Raw genomic sequence first — 23,751 nt, forward strand, 5'->3', positions numbered from 1 at the left:
CCCTCGTTTTCCGCTCTTCTTCGCATCCAACCATGCCGGGCCGGACGCCCGCTCATTACCCATGGGTTACCCGGGCAGGACCGGGGCCGGAACACCCCGGGCGAGGACCCTGGCCAGTGATTCCACGACTTCGGGCTGATAGTCGTGGGCGGTCCCGAGCCTGAGTTGTTCCAGCGCGCCCAGCGGCCCGATGAGACTTTCCCCGCACAGGTCGTCGTATGCGTTGACGGCCCTGACGATCCTGGCGGACAACGGCTGCTCGCGGTAGGGGTCGGCCTGCCGTTCCACGACGACGGCGACCTCGGGGTCCACCCCGGTCTGGCGGACCACGGCCCCGCCGAGCAGCGCGATACGGCGCTGATCGGCGGCGGGCAGGGTGGCCGTCGCCCCGTCCGGGACCGGGTCTACCAGCGAGAGCTGGCCGATGTCGTGCATCAGGGCGGCGTGCTCCAGCACGGTCAGCCGGCTCCCGGAGAGCCCCAGCTCACGGCCGACGGCCCGGCAGAGCACGGCGACCCGGCGGGCATGCCCGTGCGGGGTGTACCCGGCGATCTCGGTGGACCTGGCGAGCGAGGCGATGGTCTGCCGGTAGGTGATGCGCACGGCGACGAACCGGCGGAACGAGACATGGGTCAGCAGCAGCGGTACGCACAGGACGGGCAGCGCCCACAGCCCGGCGACGGCCACCCCGAGCGCCATCACGACCCCGGTCGCGCAGACCGCCGAGCCGATGCCGAGAAGGCCGCGCAGCTCGTCCCGCAGCAGCGGCGGGTAGGGGTGGCGGGTGCGCGCACGCAGCAGCAGGGCCGCGAGCACGGCGTCGCACAGGGCGGTCAGGACGAGGATCAGGAGCAGGACGAGCACGTAGTACGGGCCCTCGCCGGACCAGCCCTCGGCGCGCCCGCTGTTGTACAGCGGCTGGAAGCACACGGCGGCGAAGGTGACGGTCAGGACGCGGCGGGCCACCCGGTCGGGTGCGGGCCCCGTGCCCCGGGCCACATGGGGCACACAGGCCACGAGGTTCGCCGCGACGAGCACGGCAACCACCTGGAGGACGCCGTGCTCGGTCGGTCCGCCGCCGCTGCAGCCCAGCAGGGCGTACGCGAGGGCTCCGGCGGCGCCGAGCGGCGCGGGCTCGCGCTCGCCGGGCAGCGCGCCCCAGCGGGCCAGTTCACCGACGGCGATGAGCACCCCGAAGGCGAGGGCGTGGCCGGGCTCGTGGACGCCGTTCCAGAGGGTGTGGCCGAGCCCGGCGGCGGCGAGCAGGGCCGCGGCGGCGCGGACGGTGAGGACGGCGGCGGGCAGCCGGGTGCCGGCCCTGTCCCGGGTCACCGGCGGCGGTCCGCGGGCGACTGCGGTCCGGGCACCGCACCGAGCCCGTCCGCCGGGGGCTGCGGCGGCGGTACGCGGTCGAGCCCGCCGGACGGCCCGGGGCGGCCCGGGGCGGCCTCCGCGCTCTCGGCCCGGGGCCCGGGGACCCCCGGCCCGTCCGCCGTCCCGGCCATCGTCACCGCCGACCAGCCGTGCCGTTCGAGCCCGCGCGCCAGCGCCTGGACCATCTGCGGGTCGAACTGGGTGCCCGCACACCGCTTCAGCTCCTCCAGCGCGGCCGGCACGGGCCTGCCCCGCCGGTAGGACCGGGTCGAGGTCATCGCGTCGAAGGCGTCCGCCACCGCGACGACCCGGGCGAACTCCGGGATCTCGCGCCCGCTGAGCCCGTACGGGTAGCCGCTGCCGTCGAGCCGCTCGTGGTGGTGCAGGATCGCGGCCCGCGCCTCGCCGAGGAAGCCGATGCCGCGGACGATCTCGTGCCCGTACTCCGGGTGCAGTTCGATCACCTGTCGTTCCTCCGGGGTGAGCGGACCGTCCTTGCGGAGCACCCGGGTGGGGACGCCGAGCTTGCCGACGTCGTGCAGGATGCCGGCGAACCGGACGACCTCCAGGCGGCCGGGGTCCATGCCCAGTTCGCGGGCGATGAGGACGGAGGCCCGCCCGACCCGCTCGCTGTGGCCCCGGGTGTAGGTGTCCTTGATGTCGACGGCCTGCACCAGCGCCCTGATGGTGGCGCGGTGGGCGGCGTGCTCGCGGTGGTACTGGGCGAAGACCCAGCAGGAGATGTACATCGGCAGCAGGACGATCAGCGCGGACAACGGACCGTACGGACCGCGCCACAGGACCGCCATCATCAGCCCGGCGAGTCCGTGCACCAGATGCGGTCCCAGCGAGCGCGGCAGCAGCCCGCTCCAGGCCCGCCGCAGGGGCAGCTGCTCGGCCACGGCCAGGATGGAGCCGTCCAGCGAGGTCAGTACGAGGCTGAAGGCCAGGGCGGCGGCGCAGGCGGGCAGGATCGCGTAGGGCAGGTCGGGGAGCCGGCCGGGGCCGGTACCGGTGCCGCCGAGCGTGACGGTGCCGCCGAAGAGTCCGTGGACGGACGAGGCCGCCCAGACCGTGACGGCGAGCTGCGCGGCCCGCCAGACGCGCCGTGCGGTGAACGGCGGCTGTTCGACCCGGCCGACGAGCGATCCGGGCACGGCGACGAGGGCGGCCGCGGCGGGCGGCAGCAGGAAGGCGGCGGCAAGCAGCAAAGGGAAGAACGATCCCGCACGGATCGGCATGGAGCTGCCGAAGAAGGGGCAGCGCCCGGGGAGTTCACAGGCCAGATAGAGCCCGGTGAGCAGTGCGACGGTGACCCACGGGGTCCCGGCACCGCTCCGCAGCGCGGGAAGTACACAGCACAGGGCACCCAGCACGACCACCGCGATGTACGCGCGCGCCGCCCCGCGTGTGGCTCTCACCCGCTCGGCCCGCCCCCCAACATGGTCAATGGAGGCGCCAGGCTAGCGAGTTGTGGAACCGGTCGAGCGTCGATGAGCTCGATTAGCACATTCGGGTGATCCGGTGGCGGCGGCCGGTACGCACCGGCCGCCGGGTGTCACTCCTTGGCGGCGGTCGGCTGTCCGCTCTCGGCCGCCGTCACGTCCTGCTCGGGCACGGCCTGCCCCGAGCGGATCAGATCGATCCGGCCCATCACCTTGGACCGCAGATCACTGGGCACGTCGTCCTGGCCGCAGCAACGCTTCACCAGCTTCTTGACGGCCTGTTCCAGGCCGTACTTCTCCAGGCACGGGGAGCACTCCTCGAAGTGCACCTCGAACTTGGTGCAGTCGCTGTCGGGCATCTCGTGGTCGAGGAACTCGTAGAGATGATCGAGGACTTCCGAGCAGTCCGTCTCGTGCGGCTCTCCGCAGCTCATGAGCCCGAGCCTTTCCGATCGTCCGACTCTCCGGCACCGGCCGGGACGAGCCCGCGCTCCCGGGCGTAGTCCTCCAGCATGCCGCGCAGCTGGCGGCGGCCCCGGTGCAGTCGGGACATCACCGTACCGATGGGAGTCCCCATGATGTCCGCGATCTCCTTGTAGGCAAAGCCCTCGACATCGGCGAGATACACGGCGATGCGGAACTCTTCGGGGATCGCCTGCAGAGCGGACTTCACGTCGGAGTCGGGCAGGTGGTCGAGCGCCTGCGACTCGGCGGATCGCAGACCGGTCGACATGTGCGACTCGGCGCGCGCCAGCTGCCAGTCCTCGATCTCCTCGGCGGCGCTGCGCTGGGGTTCGCGCTGCTTCTTGCGGTACGAGTTGATGAACGTGTTGGTGAGGATGCGGTACATCCACGCCTTGAGGTTGGTGCCCTCACGGAACTGGTGGAAGGAGCCGTACGCCTTGGCATACGTCTCCTGGACCAGGTCCTCGGCGTCCGCGGGGTTGCGCGTCATGCGCAGCGCGGCCGAGTACATCTGGTCGAGGAAACCGAGCGCGTCCCGCTCGAAGCGCGCGTTGCGCTCGGCGGACGTCTCCTGTGCGCGGCCGTCGTCGGTCCCTGTGTCGGTCCCAGTGACCGGACCCACCTCCTCCAACGCTGTGGCGGAGCCGAAACCGGACCCGCTCGAATCGGAGAATAGTCGACCTTGCTTCGATACGGGCTGTCGTTCCGATCCGCCCGGGGCCCGATCGGGAGTGGTCCTGGCCGCGTGCAGCACCGTCCACTCCAGGTCAGCGGCGTTCGAGCGGCGCGGGCAGATGGTCGAACCCATGCGACGGACTCCCTCTCCACGTACGACGTTGATGTACCGATGTCACCGACAACAGTGGCCCCTCCCCCAACATTCCCGGGGTGTACGTCACACGAGGGCCGACAGCCAGCCGGTCACGGCGGCGGTCAGGATCCCCATCGCCTCGTCCTGGCCGAGGTCGGCCTTCTTCGGTACGGAGAACCCGTGGTCGGCGTACGGCACTTCGGCGAGCTCGTACTCCCCCGGAGGGAATTCGGCGGGCCGCCCGAACGGGTCGTGGCCGCCCTGCACGACGAACGTGGGCACTCCGGAGCCGAGCAGCTCGTCCGCGCGGGACTTCTCCGGCTTGCCCGGCGGGTGCAGCGGGAAGCTGAGCGCGAGGACGGCGTGGGCGCCGAGCTCCGCGGCGGTCCGGCAGGCCACCCGGGCCCCGGCGCTCCGCCCGCCCGCGACGACGGGCAGTCCGGGCGCGGTGAGCGCGGGCCACAGCCCCCGCCACCCGGTGTCCAGGGTCTTCGGGGCGGGCGCCAGCCGCTTCCCGGCGACCCGCCACGGCTGCTCCACCAGGGCCACGGTCACCCCGTGGGCGGGCAGCGCGGCGGCCAGGGCCTGGAGGTCGCGGGCCTCGATGCCGCCGCCCGCGCCATGGCCGAGGGCCAGCACCAGGCGGGCGCGGCCCGCCTTCGTGGTGCCCGTCGCGGGGAACCAGGTGATCCTGGCCGGTCCGGCGTCGGTGTCGATCGTTTCGGCCCGGCGGCCGGTGTCTGTAGTGCTCACGTGCCCCATCCTCCCCGCCGGGAGCTCAGAAGAGGGTGCCCACTTCCGGCGCGGCCAGTTCTTCCAGCAGTTCGGGCCCGTTGTTGCGGACGTTGCTGACGGCCGTGGCCACCGGATAGGCCCGCATCAGCCCGCCCGGCGGCGGTGCGAGCAGCGCCTTCAGCTCCTCGACGTCGGTGCGCGAGGGGTCGAGCCAGTCGTCCCAGCGGTCCGGGGTCAGCATCAGCGGCATCCGGGGGTGGATGTCGGCGAGCGTGGCCGGACCGTCCGCGGGGGCGACGGCGAGCGGGGTGGTCTCCGCCTCGGTCGTGATCACCGTGCACGTCGCCCACCAGGCCATCGGGTGGTCGTCGGGCAGCGTCCGGTCGCGCCAGAACTCGTACAGCCCGGCCATCGCGAAGACCGATCCGTCGGCGGGGGTCACGAAGTACGGCTGCTTGCGCGGGCGCTTCTTCTTCTCCTTCTCCTCCAGCTGCCGTTCGTCCGCGCCGGTGACCCACTCGTAGTAGCCGTCGGCGGGCAGGATGCAGCGCCGGGAGACGAAGGGGCGGCGGAAGGACGGCTTCTCGTGGACGGTCTCCGCGCGGGCGTTGATCATCCGTGCGGCGCCCTCCGGGGACTTCGCCCAGGACGGCACGAGCCCCCATTTCAGCGCGCGCATCTGGCGAACCGGACGCTGGTCGTCTGCGTCTTTGAGAGGACGCTCCAGTACGGCGTAGACCTCCTTGGTGGGCGCCACGTTCCAATCGGGCGCCAGGGCCTCGGCCGGCTCCCACTTCTCGACCTGGAAGAGTCCGGTCAGGTCCTCGGGCCGCCGACTCGCTGAATACCGTCCGCACATGAGTGCCAGACTGCCACGACCGGCACACCGGCAGGACGCCGATACCGCAAGCCGATACCGCAAGGAGCCGCCCGCACCATGGACAGCACCGAACTGGGCAACCTGTGGGACCGCGTGTTCGGCACCCAGCCCGCCCCCGAGCAGTGGCTGGTGGTGGTCACCGGCACGCTCGCACTGATCGCCGTCGTACCGAACCCGATATGGCGGCTGACCCGCAATGCGATCACCATCGCGCACGAGGGCGGCCACGGGCTGATCGCGCTGCTCACCGGCCGGCAGCTGTCCGGCATCCGGCTGCACTCGGACACCAGCGGCCTGACCGTCAGCCGCGGCAAGCCGACCGGGATCGGCATGATCCTCACCGCGGCCGCCGGCTACACCGCCCCGCCGCTGCTGGGCCTGGGCGGCGCGTGGCTGCTGGTCGACGGCAGGATCACGCTGCTGCTGTGGGTGGCCACCGCGCTGCTCGCGGTGATGCTGGTGATGATCCGCAATGTGTACGGGGCGCTGACGGTGATCCTCACCGGCTCGGCCTTCCTGCTGGTGTCCTGGCTGGCCTCACCCGCCTGGCAGTCGCTGTTCGCGTACACCGTGGTCTGGTTCCTGCTGCTCGGCGGCGTGCGGCCGGCCTTCGAGCTCCAGTCCAAGCGGCGTCACGGCGGTGCGCCGGACTCGGACGCGGACCAGCTGTCACGGCTGACGGACGTGCCGGCCGCGCTCTGGCTCTTCCTCTTCCACGCGGTGTCGCTCTGCTCGCTGATCGGCGGCGGGCGCTGGCTGCTCGGCATGTGAGGCATACGGGGCCTCGGCGGAGCCCGCTGGGCGGGAGGCCGTCGGGCGAAGGCCGTTGAGACCGACCGGCAATCGGGGGGTGGGAGAAGGAGCGGGGCTGGGTGCGTGCAGCTGCAAGGCGGAGGATCGAGGCAACGCGATGGGGTCTCCCCTGCTCGAGCGAAGCCGAGAGCTCGGGGAAGTTGTTGATCGACGACAACGCCGCAGATGTGCGTGCCCAGCCCCGCGGCGCCACCCCCCGATTGCCGGTCGGTCTAAAGTGAGATCCATGACCGAAAGCTCCGTGCACCCCGCTCTCTGGCCCGCCCCGCATGCGACCGGGGCGGTCGACGCGACCGTCACCGTGCCCGGATCGAAGTCGGTCACCAACCGCGCGCTGGTCCTCGCCGCCCTCGCCGCCGAGCCCGGCTGGCTGCGCCGCCCGCTGCGTTCCCGCGACACCCTGCTGATGGCCGAGGCGCTGCGCTCGATGGGCGTGGGCATCGAGGAGGGCGTGGGCCCGGACGGCTCCGGCGAGGCCTGGCGGGTCATCCCGGCCCGGCTGCACGGCCCGACCACGGTCGACGTCGGCAACGCCGGTACGGTCATGCGCTTCCTCCCGCCGGTCGCCACCCTCGCCGACGGCCCGGTCCGCTTCGACGGCGACCCGCGTTCGTACGAGCGCCCGCTGACCGGCGTGATCGACGGGCTGCGGGTGCTCGGCGCCCGGATCGACGACGAGGGGCGCGGCTCGCTGCCGATGACCGTGCACGGCAGCGGTGCGCTGGACGGCGGTCCGGTGGCGATCGACGCCTCCTCGTCCTCCCAGTTCGTCTCGGCACTGCTGCTGTCCGCGCCGCGCTTCAACCAGGGGGTGGAGGTGCGTCACACCGGCGCCCGGCTCCCCTCCATGCCGCACATCCGGATGACCGTCGACATGCTGCGGGCGGTCGGCGCACAGGTCGACGAGCCGGAGACGGGCGGCGAGCCGAACGTCTGGCGGGTCTCCCCCTCCGCCCTGCTCGGCCGTGATCTGACCATCGAGCCCGACCTCTCCAACGCCCAGCCGTTCCTCGCGGCCGCGCTGGTCACCGGCGGCCGGGTCACGATCCCCGACTGGCCCGAGCACACCACCCAGCCGGGCGATGCGCTGCGGGAGATCTTCACCGCGATGGGCGGCAGCTGCGAGCTGACCGAGCACGGTCTCACCTTCACCGGTTCGGGCCGGATCCACGGCATCGACGTCGACCTCGGCGAGGTCGGCGAGCTCACCCCGGGCATCGCGGCGGTCGCGGCCCTGGCCGACTCGCCCTCCACCCTGAGCGGCGTCGCCCATCTGCGGCTGCACGAGACGGACCGGCTGGCCGCGCTCACCAAGGAGATCAACGAACTGGGCGGCGATGTCACCGAGACCGCCGACGGCCTCCACATCCGGCCCCGCCCGCTGCGCGGCGGTACGTTCCATACCTACGACGACCACCGGATGGCGACCGCGGGGTCGATCATCGGCCTTGCCGTCCCCGGAGTGGAGATCGAGAACGTGGCGACGACCGCCAAGACCCTGCCGGACTTCCCGCAGATGTGGACCGGAATGCTCGGGGCCTGAGACATGCGCCGCTACGGCAAGAACCCCGACGAGGACGACATCCGGGTCCGCCCCAACCGCAAGGGCAACCGGCCCCGTACTCACATCCGCCCGAAGCACGAGGACGCCGAGGAGGGCATGGTCCTCACCGTCGACCGGGGCCGCCTCACCTGCCTCGTCGACGGCCGTACGGTCATGGCGATGAAGGCCCGTGAGCTGGGCCGGAAGGCCGCCGTGGTGGGCGACACCGTCTCCATCGTCGGCGATCTCTCCGGCGACAAGGACACCCTCGCCCGCATCGTCCGCATCGGTGAGCGCCGCTCGGTGCTGCGCCGGACCGCGGACGACGACGATCCGTACGAGCGGGTGGTCGTCGCCAACGCCGACCAGCTGGCGATCGTCACCGCCCTGGCCGATCCGGAACCCCGGCCGCGGATGATCGACCGCTGCCTGGTCGCCGCGTACGACGGTGGGCTCTCGCCGCTGCTGGTCCTCACCAAGTCCGACCTGGCCTCCCCGGACAAGCTGCTGGAGGCGTACACGCCGCTGGGCGTCCCGTTCATCGTGACCAGCCGCGAGGAGCTGGAGAACGGCGACGCGGCCGAGCGGGTCCGCGAGCAGCTGCACGACCGGGTCACCGCCTTCGTCGGGCATTCCGGCGTCGGCAAGACCACGCTGGTCAACGCGCTGGTGCCGAAGGACCGGCGGCGTACGACGGGAGTGGTCAACGCGGTCACCGGGCGCGGCCGGCACACCACCACCTCGGCGCTGGCGCTGCCGCTGCCCGACTACCGGGGCTGGGTGATCGACACCCCCGGCGTGCGCTCCTTCGGGCTCAACCACATCGACCCGTCCCGGGTGATCCACGCGTTCCCGGACCTGGAGCCCGGCACCGAGGAGTGCCCGCGCGGCTGCACCCACGACAGCCGTGAACCGGAATGCGCCCTGGCCGCCTGGGTCGCGGACGGCCACGCCGATCCGGCCCGGCTGGACTCGCTGCACCGGCTGCTGTCCACCCGGGAACGGCGCGAGGGCGACTGACCGGGGCACGTTTGCGATCCGCCGTCACCGGTAAGTGCATAATCGTATTCAATATGGCAAGGCGGTCACCGACGCGGGAGGGCACTGACGATGGCGTGGCTGCTGGTCGTGGTCGCAGGACTTCTGGAGACCGGCTTCGCCGTCTGTCTGAAACTCTCGCACGGCTTCACCCGGCTCTGGCCGACCGTCGCGTTCTGTGTCTTCGCCCTCGGCAGCTTCGGTCTGCTGACGATGTCGCTGAAGAAACTCGACGTGGGCCCCGCCTACGCGGTGTGGACCGGCATCGGCGCGGCGGGCACCGCGATCTACGGCATGGTCTTCCTCGACGACGTGGTCTCCACGCTCAAGCTGGTCTCGATCTCCCTGGTGATCGTCGGGGTGATCGGTCTCCAACTCTCGGGCTCGTCCCACTGACCGCGTCCGGCGCCCGCGCCACCACGTGGCGCACCAGCGGTGCCGGCTCTTCCCCGGCCCCCGGCGGGGCGGGCACCAGTGCGTAGCTCAGGGCGAGCCGCAGCACGATCTCGCAGGTCGCGGCCAATTCCTCCCGGTCTCGCGGTGGCCCTTCCCCGTCGAGTGCGGCCACCGCGCGTTCACCGGCCCGGCGGAGCAGTTCGGTGGGGGCCGGCGGTCCGGGACCGGCGCCGCGCGGGCCGGGCAGCGGGGACGCGTACCCGGCCGGCAGGGATCCGGGGCGGGGTAACCGCTCACTCCAGCAGCCGGTGAGCAAGGCCTTGACCACCGCGTTCGCGCGTACGGCCCGGACGGTCCAGGCGGCGGTGGCGGCCAGTCTGTCCGCCGTGCCGCCGGCCGATCCCAGCGCCTGCTCGACCCCGGCCAGATAGCCGTCGGCGGCCTCCCGCACCAGGGCACGGGCCAGGCCGTCCTTGCCGCCGAACTCGTTGTGGAGGGTCTGCCGGGAGACGCCCGCGGCGGCTGCCACGTCGACCATGCGCACCGACGTCCAGGGCAGGGTGGCCAGCGCCGAGAGGGCGGCGTCCAGCAGTACTTCCCGCGCTGTGGGCATCGTCGCCTCCCGCGCCGAGGGCTCCGCGACCCAGCGTCGGCTCGCTCCCCGGGACTGTCAATGGCCCGCGCGGCTGTCGACGGTCGGCGCGGCTCCGGGGACGTATGGCCCCGTTCACCTTCGGTCGATACTGTGACCGCATGCCCGATTACCACGATGATCTGCGCCTTGCCCATGTACTGGCGGACGCCGCCGACGCGGCGACGATGGACCGGTTCAAGGCCCTCGACCTCAAGGTCGAGACCAAGCCGGACATGACGCCGGTGAGCGAGGCCGACAAGGCCGCCGAGGAACTGATCCGCGGCCACCTGCATCGGGCCCGCCCGCGCGACGCGATTCTGGGCGAGGAATTCGGGATCGAGGGCACCGGCCCGCGGCGCTGGGTCGTCGACCCGATCGACGGCACCAAGAACTACGTGCGCGGCGTGCCCGTCTGGGCGACGCTGATCTCGCTGATGGAGGCGGGCGAGGATGGCTTCCAGCCGGTGGTCGGCGTGGTGTCGGCCCCCGCGCTGAACCGGCGCTGGTGGGCGGCCAAGGGCGCCGGGGCGTACACCGGCCGGAGTCTGACCTCCGCGACCCGGATCCAGGTGTCGAAGGTCGAGCGGATCACGGACTCCTCGTTCGCGTACGCCTCGCTGAGCGGCTGGGAGGAGCAGGGCCGCCTCGACGGATTCCTGGACCTGACCCGGGCCTGCTGGCGCACGCGCGGGTACGGGGACTTCTGGCCGTACATGATGGTCGCCGAGGGTTCGGTGGACATCTGCGCGGAGCCCGAGCTGTCGCTCTGGGACATGGCCGCCAACGCGATCATCGTCCAGGAGGCGGGCGGGAGGTTCACCAGCCTGGACGGGGTCTCCGGTCCGGGCGGCGGCAACGCTGCGGCATCGAACGGACTGCTCCACCACGAGCTGCTCGGCTACCTGAACCAGCGCTACTGACGCAGCTTGCGGCTTGACCTGCACACTTTCCCTGACGCCAATTGCCGGGAGCCGGACGAAGCAGCCGCGGCATACAGGCGGCGGCTCAGCAGTCCGGGCGCGCCGCCGCTCGATGGTCGCTTGGTACCTGGGAGCGAGGGCGGGCACTCCTCCGCCTTGGGCGGGCCGGGTCAGCGGCCCCGCTCCCGACAGCCATGTCACCTGAATGGCGCAACATGATGTGCCACCCACATGGGCGAAGATCAAGCTGGGTAGTGCCCCAACCGAGGCAATCCGTGAAAGGGAAACCAAATGCGCATTCGACGAATCCTCGCCGCCGTAATCGCCACGGCAGCCCTCGCCGGACTCGGCCTCACAGGCGCCGCCACCGCCGCCACCGCCGCACAGGGTGCCCCATCCTCCGTCTCCCCTTCTGAGTGCAGGCAGGGCGGCGGAACGCCCGCGATCAATGAGCCGGGCAACCCCTGTAAGGGCGGTATGTACGACGGGCAGCCGGTCGACTAATCCGCTGATCCCCACAAGGCGCCCCGCAGCCACGCGCCGCGGGGCGCACCCGCGCGAGCGTAGCTGTGGGAGAGTCGCAGGGACTGTGCCGACCCGTCGGACACGCCCCGGGGCCTCTCGTTTGGATCATGCCGGGCTCGCGGGGCCTGATCCAAACGAAAGACCCTGGACGCCACCCGATCCCGGCCTCAGTCTGAGGCCGGTTGACGCGCGGCAAGTCGAGGGAGTCCACGCAACAACAAGGTTCCGCCCGAACGCGAGGGCGACGCATCCGGGCGCATCGTGGGGCACATGTGGGGCACGGAGCGGAGCACTGCGGGAACGGTCAGCTCAGCGCGGAGTGATCGCGCGGTCTGTAAATCTGCCTGCAGATGACCGGCGTCACGCTTTCTTCCGGGCCGTCCGTGGGCCGTCCGAGGGGGCCGACGATGACCGCCAACGACCAATGACGCCCACAACCACGCAGCTCTCCCCGGCAGATTGTGGAGCGATGCCGCACCCCGCCGGAAGGGCGGTTCAATACCAGCGCTACCGAGCCGGCGCTGCTGAACCGGCGCCACCGGCCCTGATCGCATCGGATCGCATCACCGGACCGTGTTCCCGAGGGGCGTCGCGCGCTGCCGCACGCCCCTCGGTGTGCTTCACTCCCCCCTTGTTCCTTCCACGCATCGGTGCAACTCTGAGAGTCCCCCCGCTTGTGAATTTGTGAATCGGCTCACGTGGCCGTTCGCCAAGGAGGTGGCTCCCTTCATGCTCGTCCGTGACGCCATGAGCACACTGGTCCTCACCATCGGGCCCGCCCATACGCTCCGCCAGGCCGCCCGGCTGATGTCGGTACGCCGCATCGGGGCCGCGGTCGTCCTCGACCACGACAACAGCGGGCTCGGCATCCTCACCGAACGCGACATCCTCAACGCGATCGGCTCCGGACAGGATCCGGACGTCGAGACCGCCGCCACCCACACCACCACCGATGTGGTCTTCGCCTCGCCCACCTGGACCCTGGAAGAGGCCGCGGAGGCCATGACACACGGCGGGTTCCGCCACCTGATCGTGCTGGACGGCCACGGGCCCGTGGGCATCGTCTCCGTCCGCGACATCCTGCGCTGCTGGGCACCCATCAGGCGCCACCACCACGCGGAACTCATCGGCTGAGCCCGGCGTGAACGACCGGTGGGCCGGTCTCCCCGAAGAGGAGACCGGCCCACCGCCGACGGCAGCCGCCCGGATCAGCCGCGAAGGGCCTGGACCGCGGCCTCCAGACGCTTGCCGAAGTCGCCGTCCGCCTGGCGGAAGTTGTTGATCGCGCGCTCGGCGATGTCGTCGCGCGAGACCTTGGCGATGAACCCGGCGAGGTTCTCGATCAGCCGTGCCTTCTCGTCCTCGGAGTAGAGCCGGTAGAGGTTTCCGGCCTGCACGAAGTCGTTGTCCTCGGCGTGGCTCGGGGCCGCGTGCGTGGCGACCTCACCGGTGACGGTGGTGGGCTCCCACAGCGGGCGGTCGGTCTGGGCCGGACCGCCGAAGCTGTTCGGCTCGTAGTTCTTCGCACCCTTGTGGCGGCCGTCGTACAGGTAGCCGTCCCGGCTGTTGGTACGCGCCTCGGTGGCGTGCGGACGGTTCACCGGCAGGTGGTCGGCGTTGATGCCGACGCGGTAGCGGTGGGCGTCGCCGTACGCGAAGAGACGGCCCTGGAGCATCTTGTCGGGGGACGGACCGATACCCGGCACGAAGTGCGCGGGGCTGAAGATCGACTGCTCGGTCTCCGCGAAGATGTTCTCCGGGTTCCGGTTGAGCTCCAGCTTCCCGATCTCGATCGGCGGGTAGTCCGCGTGCGGCCACACCTTGGTGAGGTCGAAGGGGTTGAACCGGTACGTGGCCGCCTCGGCCGCCGGCATGATCTGGACCTGCACCGTCCAGGACGGGAAGTCGCCGCGCTCGATCGCCTCGCGCAGGTCGCGCTGGTGGCTGTCCGGGTCCTCACCGGCGAGCTTGTTGGCCTCGGCCTGGGTGAGGTTCTTGATGCCCTGGTCGGTCTTGAAGTGGTACTTGACCCAGAAGACCTCGCCGGCCTCGTTGTTCCACTGGAACGTGTGCGAGCCGTACCCGTTCATGTGGCGCAGCGTGGCCGGGATGCCGCGGTCGCCGAAGAGCCAGGTCACCTGGTGGGTGGACTCGGGCGACAGACCCCAGAAGTCCCAGACGTTGTCAGCCTCCTGCGAGCCGGTGTACGGGTCGCGCTTCTGGGTGTGGATGAAGTCCGGGAACTTGATGGCGTCCTTGATGAAGAACACGGGGGTGTTGTTGCCGACGAGGTCGTAGTTGCCCTCTTCGGTGTAGAACTTCAGCGCGAAACCGCGGGGGTCGCGCACCGCGTCGGCCGAGCCGAGGTTGCCTGCGACGGTCGAGAAGCGCAGGAAGGTCTCGGTCTGCTTGCCGACCTCGGAGAGGAACTTGGCGCGCGTCCACTGCGAGACGTCGCGGGTCAGCGTGAACGTGCCGTACGCGCCGGCGCCGCGGGCGTGCACGATGCGCTCCGGAATGCGCTCACGGTTGAAGTGCGCGAGCTTCTCCAGCAGCGACTGGTCCTGCACCAGGACGGGACCGCCGACGCCCGCGGTCTGGCTGTTCTGGTTGTCGGCGACCGGCGCGCCGGCCTCCGTGGTGAGCGGTCCCTGCGTCACGTGCGCCTCCTGCGTCGTTCCTGCACATTCGTCTCGAACTGCACAGCCTGTCCCTTGGCGTATGCCGTTGCCGATCCTACAATGGACTTAGTCCAAGTCAAGTGAACATCCAAAGTCACACCCGTTCGGGACCTGGTCCCTTCACTGTTAGGCTTGTTTCTATGAGTGACCTGTTGGAACGACTTCGCGGACGTGGCTGGCGCATGACTGCGCAGCGGCGCGTCGTGGCCGAGGTCCTCGACGGGGACCATGTGCACCTGACGGCCGACGAGGTCCACGCGCGGGCCGTGGTCAAGCTGCCCGAGATCTCCCGCGCCACCGTGTACAACACGCTGGGCGAGATGGTGTCGCTCGGCGAGGTCATCGAGGTCTCCACGGACCGCCGCGCCAAGCGGTACGACCCGAACGCACACCGCCCCCATCACCACCTCGTCTGCGCGAGCTGCGGCACGATCCGCGACGTGCACCCGGCCGGCGACCCGATGGCGGACCTGCCGAGCGACGAGCGCTTCGGCTTCACGGTGTCCGGCGTCGAGGTCACCTACCGAGGCATCTGCCCCAATTGCGCGGCGACCGGCTGAGCCGAACGAGCGACGGAAGGCCCCGGCGCGAGCGTCATTCGCACCGGGGCCTTCCGCGTGAATCCCCGCAGGGAACGACGCACCTCCCCGCCATCGGCACGTGCGCACCCCCTTCCCGAATCTGACGGGTAGTCATATCGTCTGCGGCGATCACGTCCGCCCCGCGGCGGATCCGCACCTCGATACGCGCGAGGAGAGACCCGTGGGAGTTCCGCACCCGACCCCACCCGCAACCGCAACCGTCAGTCCCAAACTCCGCGCCGACGCGCTCACCCGCTCGTTCGGGCGCGGCGCCAAGGCCCTGCCCGCCCTCGGCCCGCTCGATCTCTCCGTCGCACCGGGCGAGTTCACCTGCATCGTCGGCCCGTCCGGCTGCGGCAAGTCCACACTGCTCAGGATCGCCGCCGGACTGCTCCGCCCCAGCTCCGGCGAGCTGTCCATCCGTACGGCCTCGCCCCGCCCGGCGGCGATGATCTTCCAGGACTACGGCATCTACGACTGGAAGACCGTGCTCGCCAATGTCCGCTTCGGCCTCGACATCCAGCGCGTACCGCGCAAGGAGGCCGACGCCAGGGCGCGCGACTGGCTGGCCCGGATGGGGCTCTCCGACTTCGCTGGTGCGTATCCGGCCACCCTCTCCGGTGGGATGCGGCAACGGGTCGCGATCGCCCGCGCCCTGGCCGTGGAACCCGAGATCTTGCTGATGGACGAGCCGTTCGCGGCGCTCGACGCCCAGCTGCGCACCATCCTCCAGGACGAGCTGCTCGACCTCACCCAGACCACCCGCACCACCACCCTCTTCATCACCCACAGCCTCGAAGAGGCGATCGTGCTCGGGGACAGGGTGCTGGTGATGTCCGCCAGACCGGGGCGGATCATCGCCGAGCGCCGCCCGCCGTTCGGTCGGCCGCGCACCGGCGAAGTCCGGTCGGCACCCGAGTTCACCGCGCTGAAGAGCGAGTTGTGGGAGCTCCTGCGCGGCGAGGTCCGCAGGGAGGCGGTCCCGGCATGACCGTCACCGTGAACGCCACGAAGTCCGACGACGGCGTCCTGATCCGCAGACCGGGCCCGCAGGAACTGCATCCGGTACGCACCCACCGCAGGCGCCGCACCCTGGAGATCGCGCTAGCCGTCGCCGTACCGCTGCTCCTCGTGCTGCTCTGGCAACTGGCCGCCGCACGGTCCTGGATCGACGCCCGGGTCTATCCCGCCCCCTCCACCATCCTGGCGGACGGCCTGGACCGGGCGGGCGCCGGTGAACTGTGGCCGGACGTGTGGGCCACGCTCAAGCGGGTCCTGGGCGGCTATGCGATCGGCACCGTCGCGGGGTACGCCCTCGGCCTGCTGATGGGCTCGCTCTCCCTCGTACGGGCAGCGCTGGAGCCATTGCTCGACGCCCTGTACGTCGTGCCGAAACTGGCCCTGCTGCCGGTCTTCCTCAATATGTTCGGCCTCGGTGAGGGACCGCAGATCGCCTTGGTCGCCGCGACCGTCTTCTTCTTCGTCTGGATCTCCACCATGGCGGCCGTGCTAGCCGTCCCGGTCGGCCACCGTGACGCCGGTCAGGTCTTCGGCGCCTCGCCCTGGCAGATGTTCCACCATGTGCTGCTTCCCGCCTCGCTGCCCGCGGTCCTGGTCGGGGCACGGATCGCGGCAGGAGTGGCGGTGCTCGTCATCGTCGCCTCCGAACAGATCGCCGCGGCCGACGGTCTGGGCCATCTGATCTTCGACTCCCGGGCGCTGTTCCAGAACGACGTGATGTTCGTCGGCATCGTGTGTGTGGCGGTCCTCGGTGTCGTCTTCTCCGAAGTGGTGCGGGTCGCCGGACGGCTGCTCACGCCGTGGGCCCCGCGCGACCGCGGCCGCGGTCGGTCCTGAGCGGCTCCCCGCACTCCTCGACGGCCGGGTCCCGAACGGCTCCCCATGCTCCTCGACTGCCGGTCCCGAACGGCTCTCTCCACGCTCCTCGTACGGAGGCACTGTGCGTACCCACACCCTTTTCACCCGCACCGCCGTGCTCGTCACGGCATCCCTGCTCGGCGCGGCAGGCTGCGCCCGGCCGGAGTCCGGCGGCAACGGCCCCGCCGCGCCGCGCACCGTCCGGCCCGTCGCGGGCTGCGGCGCCGGCAGCTGGACCGACCCGGCCGAACTCGCCCCCGACCGGAAGGCGGCCCGCTGCGACAAGGGCGCCCCGGCTGCCCAGCCACTGGCGAAGCGGCGGAAGATCACCGTCGCCACCGGCACCCTGAGCGCGGAGTACGTCGCTCCGCTCCAGGTCGCGGTGGCGAAGGGCGAGTTCGCGAAGGAGGGGCTGGACGTCGAATTGAAGGTGCTTCCCACCCCGGACGCCCTGCCGCTGCTCGCCAAGGGCGACGTGGACGCCCAGTGGGCGGCTCCCGAGGCAGCCGTGATGAACGGCATCAACGGCGGCTTCGACATCAAGTGGGTCGCGGGGAACTTCTCCCCCGACCCCACTTCCAAGAGCGGCCTGTGGGTGCGCCTCAAGGACGGCGAGAGCGCCGATCACGTCGAGATGGCGGGCCGGAAGCTCGGCACCATGATCGGCAAGGGCTCCGTCATCGCGTACCCGATGGACACCTCCTTGAAGAAGCACGGCGGCGGCCTCGACAGGATCAGCTTCCAGCAGCTCGGTTCCGCGGATGTGCTGACCGCACTGCAGAACGGCGGCGTGGACTCCGCCTGGCTGCTCGACCCGATCTGGCGCAAGGTGGACGGCGACACGAAATACGCGTTCCTGGGCGGCCAGCCCGTCGGTGAACCGCTCGGCGGTCTGCTCTTCGGCCCGACACTGCTGAACAAGGACCCGGACGCGGGTGTCGCCTTTCTCCGCGCCTACATCCGGACGGTGAACACCTACTTCGCCGGGGACTACAAGTCCGATCCCGCGTTCGTCGCCGAGCTGGCGAAGCTGATGAAGACCGACGAGGCCACGCTGCGGTCGACCCCGTCGATGCGGATGGACTGGGAGATACGGAAAGGCACGACGGACCGGCTGCAGGAGGCGTACGCCGATTCGGGCGTCTCGAAGGGCGCCCCGGTGCCGGAGTCGAAGGCCGTCGACCGGGCGATGTACTCGGAGGCGGTGGGCCACAAGCTCTGACCCGCGCACGGCGCATGCACAGAAGGCCGGATCCTCTGAAAGGATCCGGCCTTCTGTCTTCAGTAGCGGGGACAGGATTTGAACCTGCGACCTCTGGGTTATGAGCCCAGCGAGCTACCGAGCTGCTCCACCCCGCGTCGTTGTGTTTAGAACTGTACGTCACCGCTGCCGACCAGCGCAAATCGATTCCGGGGGCGCCAGGGGTGCCCCACCCCCGGCGCCCCGGCCGGCTTCTGCCCTACGCGGTCAGCTCCTGGTGCAGCGCCTCCCGCAGCCGGGCCGCCCGCTCGGCGACCTCCGCCGGGCCCAGCTCGACCGCCCGCGCGCACCAGCGCTGCCCCTCGGTGAGCTCGCCCCGGCGGGCGGCCAGCAGGGCGAGGCGCAGGGCCGCCCGCCCGTGCCCGTCGTTCGCGGCCCGGCTCCACCACAGCGCGGCCTCGCGCTCACTGCCCTCGCGGGCGAGCAGCAGCCCGAGGTTGAAGGCGCCGTTGCGGCTGCCCGACTCGGCGGCCTCGCGGTACCAGCGGGCGGCGCTGTCCACGTCGCCCCGGGCCGCCGCGAGCATTCCGACCCGTACCTGGGCGCGGCGGTGCCCCTGCTCGGCGGCCCGCTCGTACCACTCCTCGCACTCGGTCTTCTCCGGCATCGGCTCCCCGAGCGCGGGGGGCCCGGGTGGCGGCTGCCGCGAGTCCAGCACCCCGGCCAGCCGGAAGGCGGCCTCCGCGCTGCCGCCGCCCGCCGCACAGCGCAGATGGCGCTCCGCCTCCTGCTCCTCGCCCTGGTGCAGCAGGGCCATGCCGACCTGGAGGGCGGCCTCGGTGTGGCCGGCCGCCGCGGCACGCTCGTACCAGACCAGTGCCGCACGGTCCTCGTCGCGCCCGGCGTACAGGATGCCGAGGTTGAACGCCGCGTCGACGCTGCCCGCCTCGGCCGCCTTGGAGAACCAGGGCTCGGCGCCGGTCGCGTCGCCCGCCTGGAGCAGGAGCACGGCCAGTGCGTTGGCGGCCTCGCGGTGGCCCGCGTACGCGGCGCGGCGGTACCACTGCTCGGCCTGCGGCGTACGGTCCTGGGCCGCGCAGAGCAGGCCGAGGTTGTAGGCACCGTTGACGTCGCCCGCGTCCATCGCGGCGCGGTACCAGCGCTCGGCGGTCTGTTGTTCGCCACGGGCCGCGTGCAGGGCGCCCAGGGCGTTGGCGGCGTTCCCGTCGCCGTCCTGGGCCGCGCGAAGCCACCACACGGCGGCGCTCTCCTCGTCGCCCGCGTCACGCAGCAGGAAGCCGAGCGCGCAGGCTGCGCGCGCCTCGCCCGCCTTCGCGGAGATGAGGTACCAGCGGCCGGCCTCCTTGGGCTCGCCGCGCTGTTCGAGGATGGCGCCGAGGTGCAGAGCGGCACGCCGGTGGCCGCGCGCGGCGGCCTGCCGGTACCACTGCTCGGCCTCGCCCACCCGTCCCGTCGCCGGACCCGCGACCGGGCCGTCGTCCCTGCGTGCCACGGGCCGGCCGGTCGCGCCGGGGCGGTCACCGGCGCCGGGGCCAAGACCGGGGCGGCCGAAGGCGTCGTGCGGGTCGTCGGCGGCGTTGCGGTCCAGCATGCGCGCGAGGCGGTACGCGGCCTCCCGGTGCCCCTGCTCGGCGGCGGCGCGCAGCCAGCGCTCCGCGCCGACGTCGCTGCGGTGTTCCAGCAGGTCGGCCAGGGCGTACGCGCCCAGCGCATGACCCCGCTCGGCGGACTGCCTCAGCCAGTACTCGGCGCCGGGCTCGTCGCCGCGCTCGCGGTAGTGGCGGCCCAGCGCGTGCGCGGCGGCGGCGGACCCCGCGACGGCGGCGATGCGCCACCAGCCGGCCGCGTCGTCGATGTATCCGCGCTGGTGGAGCAGGACACCCAGGTTGTTGGCCGCGGCCCGGTCGCCGTCCGCGGTGGCCCCGCGCAGATAGGGCTCCGCGCCGTCCAGGTCGCCGCGGCGCAGCAGCAGGGCGCCGAGGACGCTCATCGACGCGGTGTCCCCGGCATCGGCGGCACGACGGTGCCGCGCCTCGCTCTCGGCGCTCTCCGGGCTCTCGGCGCTGCCGGGGGCCTCCGTGGCCCCGGTGTTCCCGTCGCCCACGGCGCTTCCCGTGTTCTCTGTGAACTCCGTGCTCTCGACGGTCGCGGCACACCCCGCAGTCTCGGCAGTTTCGGTCGCCTTGATGATCTCAGGTGTCTCGGGTGTCCCAGGTGTGTCAGTGGTCTCGTTGCTCTCCGTGGCGGAAACGCCAAAAGCCGCATTCGCCGCGTTCTCTGACCGATGAACGCGACGCTGCACAAACCGCCCTGTCTCCAACAGAGTTGCCCTGTCCCCCATAAATACCATCGCGCACCGCCTGCCACCCGCGTACACCTGGTATAGCGCGGCCAGTTAGGTCACTTCAGCGTTTTGTCGACATGCCCACAGAGAGATAAGTCAAACACGTCCGGAGCCAACTCGTGCCCCGCGAACCGCACTTCACGCACCTTGCGCAAGAAAGTCGCCGCGACACGACGAAGGCCCGGATCCTCGAAAGGATCCGGGCCTTGGTCTTTCAGTAGCGGGGACAGGATTTGAACCTGCGACCTCTGGGTTATGAGCCCAGCGAGCTACCGAGCTGCTCCACCCCGCGTCGTTGTGGTGAAACCGTACCACGACGCGGGGGTGAGCCTTTACCGGGTTATTCAGCCACCACTGTCAGCGCCGGATGGTTTGCCTTCCTTGTCGGCACCATCCGCCTTGTCCGGCCTATCCGCCTTGTCCGCACTGCTCGCGTTGCTCGCGCCGTTCCCGCCGCTCGCGTTGTTCGCGCTGCCCGACTTGGGCTGGGCGGCCGCCGCACGCTGGAGCGCGTCCTGCAGATCCGCCTGGGCCTTGCCGTAGGCGGCCCAGTCCTGGTCCTTGAGGGCCGCCTCGCCCTCCGAGTAGGCCTTCTGCGCATCCGCGATCGCCTTCTTCAGCGCCGCGTCACCGGTGGCCGGCGGCTCCGTGGTGCCCGGGGGTCTGGTGGTTTCCGGCGGGGTGGTGCCGGAGTCCGTCACCCCGAAGACCGCGTTGAGCGCCTCCCCGAGGCTGTTCTCGAAGACGGTCTTCGACCCGTACGAGGCGGCGACCTTGCGCAGCAGCGGATAGTTCTGCGTGCCACCGCGCGTGTACACCGGCTCGATGTAGAGGAAGCCCCCCTCCAACGGCACGGTCAGCAGGTTGCCGTACTCGATGTCGGAGTCGGTTCCCTTCAGGTTCCTCACGAACTCGGCGACGTCGTCGTTGCCGTTGAGCTCGCTCTGTACCTGGCCTGGGCCCTTCACCGTGGTGGTGACTCTCAGCAGTCTTATCGTGCCGTAGTCCTTGCTGGCCGCATCGGCGTCCACCGCCATGAACGCCCCGAGGTCGGGCCGCCCCTTCGGCGTGAAGGTCGTCGTCAGCGAGAACTTCTGAGCCGTCTGGTCCGGCATCTTTATGCTCAGGTAGTACGGCGGGACCGCACCGGACTCCTTGTTGGTCGGGTCGTCCGGGACCTGCCACGCGTCACTGCCGCTGTAGAACTGCGCGGGGTTCGTGACGTGGTAGCGGGTGAGCAGTTCGCGCTGCACCTTGAACAGGTCCTGCGGGTAGCGCAGGTGGTCCATGAGCTCCTGCGGGATGTCCGCCCTGGGCTCCACCGTCCCGGGGAACGCCTTGCGCCAGGTCTTGAGGACCGGGTCCTGGGTGTCCCACTCGTAGAGCTTGACCTTGCCGTCGTAGGCGTCGACGGTGGCCTTCACCGAGTTGCGGATGTAGTTGACCTGGTTCTGCTGGGCGACGACCGCACGCTGGTTGGTGGTCAGCGAGTCGGCCGTGGTGTCACCGAGCGTCGTACGGGAGGCGTACGGGTAGCCGTTGGTGGTGGTGTACGCGTCGACGACCCACTGGATGCGGCCGTTCACCACGGCCGGGTAGGCGTCGCCGTCGATGGTCAGCCACGGGGCGACCGCCTCGACGCGCTCCTTGGGCGTGCGGTTGTAGAGAATCCGCGAGCCCTCGCCGATGGCCCCCGAGTAGAGGATCTGCGGCTCACTGAACGAGACGGCGTACGCGGCGCGGTTGAACGCGTTGGAGAGACTGACCCCGCTGTCGCCCTTGTAGCTGGTGGTCTTCTCGCCGTCCTCCTCGTAGTCGAGCTCCTTCTGGGGCCCGCCGACGATGGAGTACTGCTCGGTCTTCTCGCCGTAGTAGATCTGCTGCTCGTACTTGCCGAGATCACCCGACGTCGGCAGGCCGGACTCGGTGAAGTCCGGGGAACCCTTCGGGTTCTTGCCCGTCGTCGTGCCGCGGGCCGCGATGGCGCCGTAGCCGTGGGTGTAGGTGAAGTGGTCGTTGATCCAGTTGCGCTTGGGGATGCCGTCGAGGTTGAGCTCGCGCAGACCGATGACCGTGTCCTGGTCCTTGCCGGCGGCGTCCTTGTAGCGGTCGACGTCCAGCGTCTTGGGGAACTGGTAGTAGTTCCTCTTCTGCTGGAGCTGCTGGAAGGCCGGGGAGACGACGTTGGGGTCCATCACCCGGTAGCTGGCCGCCTCGTTCGCGCTGGCGCGAAGCTTGGCGTCGTCGTCCGTCGTGCTCTTGCCGGAGTAGTCGTCGACCTGCGCGTCGTCGATGTCGTAGGCGTCACGCGTCGCTTCGATGTTCTTCCGGATGAACGGGGCTTCCTTGGCCTGCTCGTTCGGCTGGACCTGGAACTTCTGCACGATCGCCGGGTACAGCCCGCCGATCAGGATCGCCGAGAGCACCATCAGGCCGAAGCCGATCACCGGGAGCTGCCAGGTACGGCGCCAGAGCGTCGCGAAGAACAGCACGGCGCAGATCGCGGCGATGCAGAACAGGATGGTCTTCGCCGGCAGATAGGCGTTGGCGTCGACGTACCGCAGCCCCGTCCAGTTGTCCGTGGCCTTGAAGTCGCTGGACTTCACGGCCAGGCCGTACCGGTCGAGCCAGTACGCCACGGCCTTCAGCGAGACGAAGACGCCGAGCAGCACCGACAGATGGCCGGTGGCCGCGCCGGTCGCCCGCGCTCCGGGGCTGGTGATGCGCAGCCCGCCGTACAGATAGTGGGTCATCGCGGCGGCGATCAGCGAGAGCACCGTGGCCGCGAAGCCGAAGCCCAGCAGGAAGCGGTACCAGGGCAGATCGAAGGCGTAGAAGGACACGTCCAGATGGAACTGGGGGTCCTTCTGCCCGAACGCGACGCCGTTCACATACATCAGCCAGGTACGCCACTGGCCGGAGGCGGATGCTCCGGCGATCAGACCGACGAGCGCGGTGATCGCGAGCAGCACCCACTTCTTGTGCGGGGCGAGACTCATCCGGTAGCGGTCCAGGCTCTGCTGTTCCAGGGACATCGCGCTCAGCGGCGGCCGGAGCCGGTGCGCGAGCCAGATGTTCAGGCCGACGGCGACAGCCATCAGCAGTCCGAAAACAAGGAACAGCCCGATCTTGGTCCACAGGGTGGTGGTGAAGACGGACGAATAATCGACCGACCGGTACCACAGCCAGTCAGTCCAGAACCCGGCGAACATGACGAACGCCATGGCGAGAACCGCCAGGACGCCCAATGTCATGAGCAGGGTACGGGCACGCCGGGACGGGCGGCCGACTCTGATCCGTGGCCCGGTCGGGCCTCCGCCGCGGTCCGGCATCTGGAAAGCCAACGTGCGCACCTCGAAGTTCGCGGGTCGTGTGAAGCGGGCCCAGCGATCGTAGAGCCCACCTATGCAACTTACTGAGGCTTTACCTAGTTCCCGTTCCCGGGGCGGAAGGAGGCAGGATATTG

At 70.7% G+C, this 23,751-nt stretch carries 21 protein-coding genes and 2 tRNA genes; 11 read left to right on the forward strand and 12 right to left on the reverse strand.

Features of this window, described 5'->3' with window-relative positions; genetic code table 11:
* Window positions 1-66: 66 nt before the first annotated feature.
* The 6 genes from OG842_RS13270 to OG842_RS13295 form a co-directional block, all read right to left on the reverse strand.
* Window positions 67-1,332: an HD-GYP domain-containing protein gene (locus OG842_RS13270; RefSeq protein WP_266729804.1), complete on the reverse strand. Its 1,266-nt coding sequence runs from the start codon at window positions 1,330-1,332 to the stop codon at window positions 67-69.
* The gene (locus tag OG842_RS13275; RefSeq protein WP_266729805.1) at window positions 1,329-2,795 is read right to left on the reverse strand and encodes an HD-GYP domain-containing protein; all 1,467 of its coding nucleotides are present in this window, start codon (window positions 2,793-2,795) and stop codon (window positions 1,329-1,331) included. Before OG842_RS13275 ends, OG842_RS13270 begins: the two co-directional genes overlap by 4 nt.
* Window positions 2,796-2,932: 137 nt before the next feature.
* Entirely contained in the window at window positions 2,933-3,253 is a 321-nt protein-coding gene (rsrA, locus tag OG842_RS13280; protein ID WP_124716484.1) for a mycothiol system anti-sigma-R factor, read from the reverse strand.
* Window positions 3,250-3,906 (reverse strand): sigma-70 family RNA polymerase sigma factor, encoded by a 657-nt coding sequence (locus OG842_RS13285; RefSeq protein ID WP_266729806.1) that lies wholly within the window; start codon window positions 3,904-3,906, stop codon window positions 3,250-3,252. Before OG842_RS13285 ends, rsrA begins: the two co-directional genes overlap by 4 nt.
* Before the next feature lie 273 nt (window positions 3,907-4,179).
* A complete protein-coding gene (locus tag OG842_RS13290) occupies window positions 4,180-4,857 on the reverse strand; it encodes an alpha/beta hydrolase family protein (protein ID WP_266729807.1) in 678 nt (225 codons plus the stop codon).
* 16 nt (window positions 4,858-4,873) lie between these two features.
* On the reverse strand, window positions 4,874-5,689 hold the full coding sequence (locus tag OG842_RS13295) for an SOS response-associated peptidase (RefSeq protein WP_266729808.1): 816 nt from the start codon (window positions 5,687-5,689) through the stop codon (window positions 4,874-4,876).
* A gap of 78 nt (window positions 5,690-5,767) precedes the next feature.
* On the opposite strand from OG842_RS13295, the gene OG842_RS13300 reads away from it, so the two are divergent.
* The 4 genes from OG842_RS13300 (at window position 5,768) to OG842_RS13315 (ending at window position 9,500) form a co-directional block, all read left to right on the forward strand.
* Window positions 5,768-6,481 carry a M50 family metallopeptidase gene (locus OG842_RS13300; RefSeq protein ID WP_266729809.1) on the forward strand — a complete coding sequence of 238 codons (714 nt, stop codon included), beginning with the start codon at window positions 5,768-5,770 and terminating at the stop codon, window positions 6,479-6,481.
* A 268-nt stretch (window positions 6,482-6,749) separates the two neighbouring features.
* Entirely contained in the window at window positions 6,750-8,066 is a 1,317-nt protein-coding gene (gene aroA, locus OG842_RS13305; protein WP_266729810.1) for a 3-phosphoshikimate 1-carboxyvinyltransferase, read from the forward strand.
* A gap of 3 nt (window positions 8,067-8,069) precedes the next feature.
* On the forward strand, window positions 8,070-9,086 hold the full coding sequence (gene rsgA, locus OG842_RS13310; RefSeq protein ID WP_266729811.1) for a ribosome small subunit-dependent GTPase A: 1,017 nt from the start codon (window positions 8,070-8,072) through the stop codon (window positions 9,084-9,086).
* A 90-nt stretch (window positions 9,087-9,176) separates the two neighbouring features.
* Window positions 9,177-9,500: a DMT family transporter gene (locus OG842_RS13315; protein WP_266729812.1), complete on the forward strand. Its 324-nt coding sequence runs from the start codon at window positions 9,177-9,179 to the stop codon at window positions 9,498-9,500.
* On the opposite strand, the gene OG842_RS13320 is transcribed toward OG842_RS13315, so the two are convergent.
* Window positions 9,430-10,113 carry a TetR/AcrR family transcriptional regulator gene (locus tag OG842_RS13320; RefSeq protein ID WP_266729813.1) on the reverse strand — a complete coding sequence of 228 codons (684 nt, stop codon included), beginning with the start codon at window positions 10,111-10,113 and terminating at the stop codon, window positions 9,430-9,432. The genes OG842_RS13315 and OG842_RS13320 overlap by 71 nt on opposite strands.
* A 140-nt stretch (window positions 10,114-10,253) precedes the next feature.
* Here OG842_RS13320 and hisN point away from each other — a divergent pair, with 140 nt between their 5' ends.
* From hisN to OG842_RS13335, 3 genes are all read left to right on the forward strand, one after another.
* Complete coding sequence (gene hisN / locus OG842_RS13325) at window positions 10,254-11,054, forward strand: histidinol-phosphatase (protein ID WP_266729814.1); 801 nt, start codon at window positions 10,254-10,256, stop codon at window positions 11,052-11,054.
* 291 nt (window positions 11,055-11,345) lie between these two features.
* A complete protein-coding gene (locus OG842_RS13330) occupies window positions 11,346-11,558 on the forward strand; it encodes a hypothetical protein (RefSeq protein WP_266729815.1) in 213 nt (70 codons plus the stop codon).
* 750 nt (window positions 11,559-12,308) lie between these two features.
* A complete protein-coding gene (locus OG842_RS13335; protein WP_266729816.1) occupies window positions 12,309-12,713 on the forward strand; it encodes a CBS domain-containing protein in 405 nt (134 codons plus the stop codon).
* Window positions 12,714-12,787: 74 nt separating this feature from the next.
* Here the strand turns inward: OG842_RS13335 and OG842_RS13340 are convergent, their stop codons facing one another.
* The gene (locus OG842_RS13340; RefSeq protein ID WP_266729817.1) at window positions 12,788-14,239 is read right to left on the reverse strand and encodes a catalase; all 1,452 of its coding nucleotides are present in this window, start codon (window positions 14,237-14,239) and stop codon (window positions 12,788-12,790) included.
* A gap of 161 nt (window positions 14,240-14,400) precedes the next feature.
* Between OG842_RS13340 and OG842_RS13345 the strand changes: the two genes are divergently transcribed.
* The 4 genes from OG842_RS13345 (at window position 14,401) to OG842_RS13360 (ending at window position 17,941) form a co-directional block, all read left to right on the forward strand.
* On the forward strand, window positions 14,401-14,820 hold the full coding sequence (locus tag OG842_RS13345; RefSeq protein ID WP_266729818.1) for a Fur family transcriptional regulator: 420 nt from the start codon (window positions 14,401-14,403) through the stop codon (window positions 14,818-14,820).
* Between the two features lie 202 nt (window positions 14,821-15,022).
* The gene (locus OG842_RS13350; protein WP_266729819.1) at window positions 15,023-15,832 is read left to right on the forward strand and encodes an ABC transporter ATP-binding protein; all 810 of its coding nucleotides are present in this window, start codon (window positions 15,023-15,025) and stop codon (window positions 15,830-15,832) included.
* Entirely contained in the window at window positions 15,829-16,698 is an 870-nt protein-coding gene (locus OG842_RS13355) for an ABC transporter permease (RefSeq protein ID WP_266729820.1), read from the forward strand. Before OG842_RS13350 ends, OG842_RS13355 begins: the two co-directional genes overlap by 4 nt.
* Window positions 16,699-16,801: 103 nt before the next feature.
* The gene (locus tag OG842_RS13360; RefSeq protein WP_266729821.1) at window positions 16,802-17,941 is read left to right on the forward strand and encodes an ABC transporter substrate-binding protein; all 1,140 of its coding nucleotides are present in this window, start codon (window positions 16,802-16,804) and stop codon (window positions 17,939-17,941) included.
* 63 nt (window positions 17,942-18,004) lie between these two features.
* On the opposite strand, the gene OG842_RS13365 is transcribed toward OG842_RS13360, so the two are convergent.
* The 4 genes from OG842_RS13365 to OG842_RS13380 all read right to left on the reverse strand — a co-directional run bounded on the left by OG842_RS13365 (window position 18,005) and on the right by OG842_RS13380 (window position 23,617).
* Window positions 18,005-18,078 (reverse strand) — tRNA-Met (locus OG842_RS13365).
* A 101-nt stretch (window positions 18,079-18,179) separates the two neighbouring features.
* On the reverse strand, window positions 18,180-20,291 hold the full coding sequence (locus OG842_RS13370) for a tetratricopeptide repeat protein (protein ID WP_328512217.1): 2,112 nt from the start codon (window positions 20,289-20,291) through the stop codon (window positions 18,180-18,182).
* A gap of 212 nt (window positions 20,292-20,503) precedes the next feature.
* Window positions 20,504-20,577 (reverse strand) — tRNA-Met (locus OG842_RS13375).
* A 52-nt stretch (window positions 20,578-20,629) separates the two neighbouring features.
* The gene (locus tag OG842_RS13380; protein WP_266733573.1) at window positions 20,630-23,617 is read right to left on the reverse strand and encodes a UPF0182 family membrane protein; all 2,988 of its coding nucleotides are present in this window, start codon (window positions 23,615-23,617) and stop codon (window positions 20,630-20,632) included.
* Between the last annotated feature and the right edge of the window lie 134 nt (window positions 23,618-23,751).

It is taken from the genome of Streptomyces sp. NBC_00376, assembly GCF_036077095.1.
Taxonomy (GTDB): Bacteria; Actinomycetota; Actinomycetes; order Streptomycetales; family Streptomycetaceae; genus Streptomyces.

Coding starts and splice junctions, on each gene's coding strand:
- OG842_RS13330 (WP_266729815.1), top strand. CDS start 11,346: ATGCGCATTCGACGAATCCTCGCCGCCGTAATCGCCACGGCAGCCCTC.
- rsrA (WP_124716484.1), bottom strand. CDS start 3,253: ATGAGCTGCGGAGAGCCGCACGAGACGGACTGCTCGGAAGTCCTCGAT.
- OG842_RS13355 (WP_266729820.1), top strand. CDS start 15,829: ATGACCGTCACCGTGAACGCCACGAAGTCCGACGACGGCGTCCTGATC.
- OG842_RS13380 (WP_266733573.1), bottom strand. CDS start 23,617: ATGCCGGACCGCGGCGGAGGCCCGACCGGGCCACGGATCAGAGTCGGC.
- OG842_RS13290 (WP_266729807.1), bottom strand. CDS start 4,857: ATGGGGCACGTGAGCACTACAGACACCGGCCGCCGGGCCGAAACGATC.
- OG842_RS13370 (WP_328512217.1), bottom strand. CDS start 20,291: ATGGTATTTATGGGGGACAGGGCAACTCTGTTGGAGACAGGGCGGTTT.
- hisN (WP_266729814.1), top strand. CDS start 10,254: ATGCCCGATTACCACGATGATCTGCGCCTTGCCCATGTACTGGCGGAC.
- OG842_RS13345 (WP_266729818.1), top strand. CDS start 14,401: ATGAGTGACCTGTTGGAACGACTTCGCGGACGTGGCTGGCGCATGACT.
- OG842_RS13315 (WP_266729812.1), top strand. CDS start 9,177: ATGGCGTGGCTGCTGGTCGTGGTCGCAGGACTTCTGGAGACCGGCTTC.
- OG842_RS13335 (WP_266729816.1), top strand. CDS start 12,309: ATGCTCGTCCGTGACGCCATGAGCACACTGGTCCTCACCATCGGGCCC.
- aroA (WP_266729810.1), top strand. CDS start 6,750: ATGACCGAAAGCTCCGTGCACCCCGCTCTCTGGCCCGCCCCGCATGCG.
- rsgA (WP_266729811.1), top strand. CDS start 8,070: ATGCGCCGCTACGGCAAGAACCCCGACGAGGACGACATCCGGGTCCGC.
- OG842_RS13300 (WP_266729809.1), top strand. CDS start 5,768: ATGGACAGCACCGAACTGGGCAACCTGTGGGACCGCGTGTTCGGCACC.
- OG842_RS13295 (WP_266729808.1), bottom strand. CDS start 5,689: ATGTGCGGACGGTATTCAGCGAGTCGGCGGCCCGAGGACCTGACCGGA.
- OG842_RS13320 (WP_266729813.1), bottom strand. CDS start 10,113: ATGCCCACAGCGCGGGAAGTACTGCTGGACGCCGCCCTCTCGGCGCTG.